Source organism: Affinirhizobium lemnae, assembly GCF_022968395.1.
Classification (GTDB): domain Bacteria; phylum Pseudomonadota; class Alphaproteobacteria; order Rhizobiales; family Rhizobiaceae; genus Neorhizobium; species Neorhizobium lemnae.
Genome location: NZ_JALJQZ010000088.1, coordinates 1 through 6,785, shown reverse-complemented (window position 1 = coordinate 6,785; position 6,785 = coordinate 1). Strand labels below are relative to the sequence as shown.

The window sequence follows — 6,785 nt, the reverse complement described above, 5'->3', positions numbered from 1 at the left end:
AAACCTCCATCCTCGCTGCGTGATCACCATATGTTCTCAAATGTCGGACAGATTCACCACTTTCGTGTCGTGACGCCGTGAAGTGCTTGGCAGAGGGCCATGCTCTCAGATCCGTTCCGCATTCGCCGATGAGCTTTAGCGCAAGCGAGGAGCCGAGGCCGTGAATCTGGGTCAAATCTGTCCAGGTAAGACCGTAGAGTGCAGCTCGCACATCGAAGGACGGTGCATTTGTCTGTTTAGTCTTCGTCCTGACCTTTGGTAGCGGCGGAAGCGGCGCGTCAGGGTCCACTGTCATGGACGCAATTGATGCCTCAAGCTTGCGGTCGCATTCGAGCATCTTCGCCTGGTAGAAGTCGTAAAGCTCCAGTGACTGGGAAAGGGCAAAGACGTGCTCGTCACGATCATTGCCGATCAGGGATGCTCTGATTGTTTCGACCGACGAGTGGCAGCGAACATCGCGCAACGAAGCCAGAACGTCGGGATCGCGCTCGCCGGAGACGATCGCACGGATGATCTTCATGCCGGTCACGCCTGTGATGTCGGAGACAACATGGTGGAGCTGTAAGTTCATCTCCATCAAAGCCTTCTGCATGTGCTGGATATGAGCCGCCGCATACTCGACCAGCCGTTCTCGCTGGCGCAGGTAGGCACGCAGCGTTGCGACCTGTGCGTTCGGCCGAAAGCTTCCGCGCAACAGGCCATAGGAATGCAACTGGCGAAGCCATGCCGCATCGCTGACGTCCGTCTTCCTGCCAGGGACGTTCTTTGCATAACGCGCGTTGACCAGGATCACCTCGAAGCCGTGTTGCTCCAGAATCTCGTAAGCCGGTATCCAGTAGACGCCGGTCGACTCCATCGCCACGCTGGTGACACCGCAGGATCTGAACCAGGCGGCAAGATCATGCAAATCGTGGGTGAAGGTCCCAAATGAGCGGATTGGCATCTCGGCATAATCCGGATTGACCGCAGCCATATGCATCGTAGACCCGATGTCGATGGCTGCCGCTCCAGGGTTCATGCGGGTCAGGTTCTGCGGCATGGATGAACTTGTCTTTGGCATGGCTTCTCCTCCTTTGGATCGGGAGGGGCTGGGCCGAGCAAGTTCGTCATTTTCCTAACCGGGATCGCCGCCGAAACAGCGTCACCACTCTCAAGTGCGCAACAGCCCATGTGCCACGTTTTTTAACGGGGTCGATCGCCTCCAATAAGCAGTCGGCAACTCCCCTCCGCCGGCCAGCGTAGCACAGCCTGTTTCTACCGCGCACAGGCGGACCATGGCCCGTGATCGTTTTTTAGGATGTCGCGCTCCTCGGTGACGCGAGCCAGCTCCTTCTTCAGCCGCCTGACCTCGTCGGCATCGTCGCTGGCCTTGCCGTTCGACGCAGCAAACTTCTTCTTCCATTCGTACAGAGAATGCTGGCTGACACCGAGCCGCTGCGAAACCTCCGCAACCGGATAGCCCCGCTCCGTGATCTGACGCACAGCGTCGCGTTTGAAATCTTCCGTGAAATTGGCTTTGCCCATGTAGGCCTCCTGCCTAAAATTTAGGGGAGAAGGCGTCTACAAATCTAGGGGCTATTCACCCCTCGGGCGTACGCAGGGATCGCGGTGCAATGTCGGTCCAGTTTTCCTTGATCCAGTCGAGGCATTCCTGCTTTGGCCCGACAGGTCCAGTCTGGCTCCATCCTTCCGGGATGGGCTGCGCGGAAGGCCACAGGGAATGCTGACCCTCGTGGTTGACGAGCACCTTGAAGCCCTCGCCGTCCATGCTCCAGTTGTTGTCGAATCTGATTTCGGCCATGGGCGCGTTCCTCTTCGGTCGGAAATTCATTCAAATCCCGAATATCATAGATCCCGTGACGTGCCATGTCATCTAAAGTCATCGCCCCAAGATGAAGCGCGCTATTCATTTTGCGAACTGCCTTCTCTGCCTCAGCCTGGCCAATCGTTCTATGGTTGAGCGGCAACGCTATCGTTTCAGCCGCTGCAAGTCTTTGGTCTTGGGTCTGGAGGGTCAGGTGGTGGCTGAATGTCGGGTTTCGCGAATCGGGTATTTCTTTTATGGGGAAAACTCTTTTTATTTCAGTTGATGGCTGCGACGCAGGTATGGTGCTGCGCCTTGTAAATGCTTATCGTGATGCACGAAGTAGATCTGACGCCCGGTCAAGTGGACGCTTTCGGTTTGATTGACCGCGTGGAGTTGCGCAACGGTCTACGTGCTCGTGACATTGGGCCGCGTCATAAGTGACGGAGCAGGCTGTGGGTTGCCGAAGACACGGACACGAGTTCGCGTCCGGTTCGGGTGGAAGAGATAGGTGGCAACTGCATGGCATCACCGCTGCTGATTTTGTTTTATGGGGTTCTGTGCGCGATTGTTGGCTTGCTCGGACGCAAGAGCAATGTCGGCTTTGCAGGGATTTTCGTGCTCAGTCTTCTGTTCACTCCCTTCCTTATGGCGCTCGTGTTGCTGATCACGCGTCCGCGCAGCAGTAACTCCTGAGGTGTCAATGTCAGCCATGGATGACGATGCCTCACTGCATTCGACTCGCCTCGGTGAGCGTCTCCTTAGGCTGATCATGTCGCACAGCCGGGAAGGGCATGGTCGCGAGAAATCTGGCAGTCGTGTGCTTGCGTATCTCTGGAGGTTGAGTGGCCGAGAGACGATAGGCAGACTGCTGTTTGTGGCAATCCTTGCGGCGCTCTGTGGCACCGGCGTTCTTTTCCTGTTGAATGCGGAAGCCAAGGAAACAGGCAACGGTAGCTATTCCACCCTGTCCGCCATTCTCTTTCTCGCGCTGCTTGTGGTCTACCGAACGTCACAGAACAGCATGATCCGCAATGCCGCATCTGCGATCGAAACGGCGCTCGAACGCAAACGCAAGAAGGTTGTCGGCGATGTGCTGCAGCTTTCGCTAAGAGACATCGAGGCCATTGGCGGTCTTTCGCTGCGTGACGGTATCTCGGCGCATTACGGTTCGCTGTCGCAGACGGTTGTCCCGATCATAGCGGGCGTCGAATCGCTGCTGCTGCTCGTCTTCATGTTCGGCTATGTTCTGTCGCTGTCTGTATTCGCAGGCGTTCTGACCCTGATCGTGGTCGGACTTTCCGTTGTCGGTTACGTGAACCGCAGCAAGCTGATGGAGGCCGAGATGATCGCCGCGTCTGCAGCCGATGCAAGGTTTCGGGGGCTGACGGACGCCATTGCAGGAGGGGTAAAGGAGCTTCAGCTAAGCGTGAGGCGGCGGCTTGGACTTGAAGCGGCGATCCGGGAGACTTCGGTCGCTCTTGCCAACGGACGGACATCGACGGCCGCGCATATTGCTGCTCTTATCTCAACCGCCACCACGATCTCATACATGATGGCGGGCGCTGTCGTCTTCCTCATGCCGCTTGTCGGCGGAGCCGGCGACAGCGACATCTCCCGCATTGTGATCGGTGTCATCTTTCTGCTCGGTCCCATCGGCAGCGTTGTCCAGACCTCCCAGCAATTTGCAACCGCCCAATATGCGCTTGGCGCTATCAATGCCTTTGAGGCGGACGTAGCCGCACGAAGAGCTGAGCGGACGAATGTGTCGGCTGACCAATCCGAACTCCAGGCGGCAGATCCGCCGAGCCGGGCGTTCGACACAATCTCAATGACCGGTCTCAGCTATGTGCATGCAGGCACCCAGAGCTTTGCGATCGAAGACATCGATCTGACCCTGAGCAAGGGGGAAATTGTCTTCCTGACCGGTGGCAACGGCTCTGGCAAAACCACGCTGCTGAGAGTGCTCACCGGGCTCTATCCAAGAGCGAACGGTGTGCTCAGCCTGAACGGAGAGGCGGTACCCACCTTTCCGCCGCAGGATTATCGTGAGCTGTTCTCTGCCGTCTTTGCCGATTTCTACCTTTTCGACCGCCCCTTCGGCCTTGACGATGAAGAAATGTCGCGGTTCGCCGAATGGCTGGTCAAGCTCGGCATCCGTGACAAACTCGGCGATGATCTTGAGCAATTGGCGACCGAGCAGCTGTCGACGGGCCAGCGCAAACGCGTGGCTCTGGCTCTCGCTCTGGCCGAGGCGCGCCCGATCCTCGTGCTCGATGAATGGGCTGCCGATCAGGACCCGGAAACCAGGCAAAGGTTTTACGAAGAGATCCTGCCGGCGCTTCGCGACGAGGGGCTGACCATATTCGCCATCACCCATGACGAACAGTATTTCCACAGGTGTGACCGCCGTATTCACATGGTCGAGGGGCGACTGGTCCAGGGAGACAGAAAATGAAGACTCTTCTGATCAGGGTCATCAGACGTATCAGCCTGACCATCACCTTCCTTCTCCTCATCGCCGGATTTTTGCTGGTCATTCTGTGGGACCTGATGGTCCACACGGTTCCGGTAGGATACGCTGGCGTCCACTGGCACCGGATAAACCTCTTTGGCTCCAACACCTCGACCGGGCCTCTCGGAGAGGGGCTGCACGTGATTGCGCCGTGGGACAAGATCTACCTGTACGATCTGAGGCTGCAGAGCGTGCAGGCGGACTATCAGGTGCTTTCCAGGGATGGCCTCGCCTTCAATGTCGAGATCAATATCCGCTGGCGAATTGCCCCGGAAAACGTGGTCAGCCTCAACCAGAACATCGGCCCCGATTATGAGAGCAAGCTGATCGGCAGGGAGGTTGGATCGGTCGCTCGCGCAGTGATTGCCCAATACAATGCCGAAGCCTTTCTGACGGGGGCCAGGGAGGTGGTACAGCAGGCTGTATACGATCGGGTGACACAGAACTCCTTGACCACAGGTATCGGGCCGTCGACCCTGTCCTCCGCGCAATCCGGCAACGTCGTGATGCTGACGGATATTCTGATCAGGAACGTGCAGCTGCCCGAGCAGATTGCGACCGCGATCCAGAACAAGCTCGAACAGGCGCAGATTGCCGAGGAGTACCAGTATCGAGTCGAGCGCGAAGTGCTTGAGAGCAAGCGCAAGCAGGTGGAAGCGGAGGGTATCCGGAGGTTTCAGGAGATCGTGACGCCTGCGATTTCCGAGAGCTATCTCCGCTGGCGCGGCATCGAGGCAACCCTCAAGCTTGCGGAATCTCCAAACAGCAAGGTGGTTGTCATCGGAAACAGCGCAACAGGATTGCCGCTGATCCTCGACACCACAACCAAGGACGACAATCCTGTCGGGAAGGTCGATGAGACGGTATTCGGAGGGGACACGCCGACGACCTCCCTTGACGGCGGCCCTGCTGGCAACGAACCGGTTGCCGTGAGCAGTGACAGACCGGCCTCGGCAGTTCGCGGCACAACGGATGATCGGGGCGCCTCCTCTCCGTCCACGGCTCTCCCCGTGTCTCCTGGTTTTTCTGGCGCTTTCGGGGTTTCGAGGTGAGAATTGGGAATTGCGACGACGGCGGTGCGGATGCTCTGTTGCCAGAGGCTTCGCGAGACATGATGACCGGCGGCTCGCTTCCCTTGAGCCCTGCCCAGCTTGGGGTTTATTTTGCGCACCTGCGTGACGAAACATGCTGCCGGTACAATATAGCGCAGGTAACGACGATCGTCGGCCCGTTCGACGTGTCGTTATTCCGCAGGGCTGCGGCTGATGTGATTGCGGCCACTCCAGCGCTGAATATGGCGATCGTCGCATCCCAGGATGGTCCGCGACAGGTCTATATCGAGCGAAGCGCGACCGAAATTCCGCTCTACGATCTGCGGGAGGAGCCCGATCCTCAGGCGGCGCGGGCCGCCCTGATCGACCGCTTGACTTTGGCTCCCTTCGATCTTGCCGCTGATCCACAGTTTCGCTGGGTCTTGATCCGGACCCATGACGATGAGATCCACTGGGTGCAGGTCTACCATCACGTAATTGCCGATGGCTGGGCGGGACAGCTTCTGACAGGGCTTGTAGGCGCGTGCTACGGAGCGCTGGCTAATGACAAGGCAGATCCGAAATCTTCGGCGGAGGCGTTTGAGGCATTCGTAGCGCATCAGCGGGTTGAACTTGCCTATCAGGGGAGCCAAGCGGCATCGAAGGACGGCACCTACTGGCGCGATCTGCTTCAGGGAGTGGAGCTGGTCGCGCCGGAACATGGCAAGGCCTCTGGTTATGGCGGGCCCTTCGTCCGTCACAGTCTGGTGATCGAGGGAGAGCGGCTGGCAGCGATCGAGAGGCTTGCAAAAGCGCATGGTGTATCTGCCGGTCAGGTGTTGACGGCCTCCATCGCGCTGATGGAGGCGGCGTGGTCGCGGTGTGGCGATGTAGTGCTTGGTATTCCTGTTCTGGGGCGGATTGGGACGCAGGCGCGATCGGTCGTGTCGATGTCGTCGAATGTCGTGCATGTGCGGTTGCGAGACATCTGGAGCCATTCGCCCGGATCGCTTCTGCGCGAGATCAGGAGGCAGCAGCTGGCGGCACTTCGCCATCAGCGCTACCGTTACGAAGATCTGCGACGCGACCTGCTGGGCACGGGTTCCGACGCGGCTTTTGCCCGGGTCCAGGTCAACCAGATGCCGTTCGACTATGGCATCGGGTTTGGCGATTGCACGAGCGAGACAGAGAACCTGTCGAACGGTCCCGTCGAGTGGATGAGCCTTGCTATCTATCCGCAGCCCGACGGCCGGATCAAGATCGATCTGAACGGAGCATGCGGGAGTTTCGATCCGTCCTCGCTTGTCCATGCGGCGGGACAGATCCTGCACGTGCTCGATGAGCTTGCCTCTCTTCCTTCGGACATGTGCTTGTCGTCGCTTCGTCTTGCGGGGTCTTCGGATGTCGCGCTGATCGGTGCGTTCAACGGGACGGC

The 6,785-nt window shown here is 58.6% G+C and carries 6 protein-coding genes and 1 pseudogene; 4 read left to right on the top strand and 3 right to left on the bottom strand.

The features are described 5' to 3' along the window. From MUU53_RS22735 to MUU53_RS22725, 3 genes and pseudogenes are all read right to left on the bottom strand, one after another. The coding region (locus MUU53_RS22735; RefSeq protein ID WP_247262883.1) for an IS110 family RNA-guided transposase at positions 1 to 1,060 on the bottom strand (1,060 nt) is incomplete at its 3' end. Positions 1,061 to 1,290: 230 nt separating this feature from the next. Beyond that, positions 1,291 to 1,524 (bottom strand): annotated as a pseudogene (locus MUU53_RS22730) (transposase); the annotation flags it as partial. A 55-nt stretch (positions 1,525 to 1,579) separates the two neighbouring features. Next, complete coding sequence (locus MUU53_RS22725; RefSeq protein WP_247262882.1) at positions 1,580 to 1,801, bottom strand: MbtH family protein; 222 nt, start codon at positions 1,799 to 1,801, stop codon at positions 1,580 to 1,582. Positions 1,802 to 2,326: 525 nt separating this feature from the next. Here MUU53_RS22725 and MUU53_RS22720 point away from each other — a divergent pair. From MUU53_RS22720 to MUU53_RS22705, 4 genes are all read left to right on the top strand, one after another. Continuing rightward, entirely contained in the window at positions 2,327 to 2,500 is a 174-nt protein-coding gene (locus MUU53_RS22720; RefSeq protein WP_247262881.1) for a hypothetical protein, read from the top strand. A gap of 7 nt (positions 2,501 to 2,507) precedes the next feature. Further along, positions 2,508 to 4,262 carry an ATP-binding cassette domain-containing protein gene (locus tag MUU53_RS22715; RefSeq protein WP_247262880.1) on the top strand — a complete coding sequence of 585 codons (1,755 nt, stop codon included), beginning with the start codon at positions 2,508 to 2,510 and terminating at the stop codon, positions 4,260 to 4,262. Next, entirely contained in the window at positions 4,259 to 5,371 is a 1,113-nt protein-coding gene (locus MUU53_RS22710) for a prohibitin family protein (protein ID WP_247262879.1), read from the top strand. The genes MUU53_RS22715 and MUU53_RS22710 overlap by 4 nt, the downstream gene beginning before the upstream one ends. 38 nt (positions 5,372 to 5,409) lie before the next feature. Next, positions 5,410 to 6,785, top strand: a 1,376-nt coding sequence (locus tag MUU53_RS22705) for a condensation domain-containing protein (RefSeq protein ID WP_247262878.1), incomplete at its 3' end; no start/stop codon positions are given.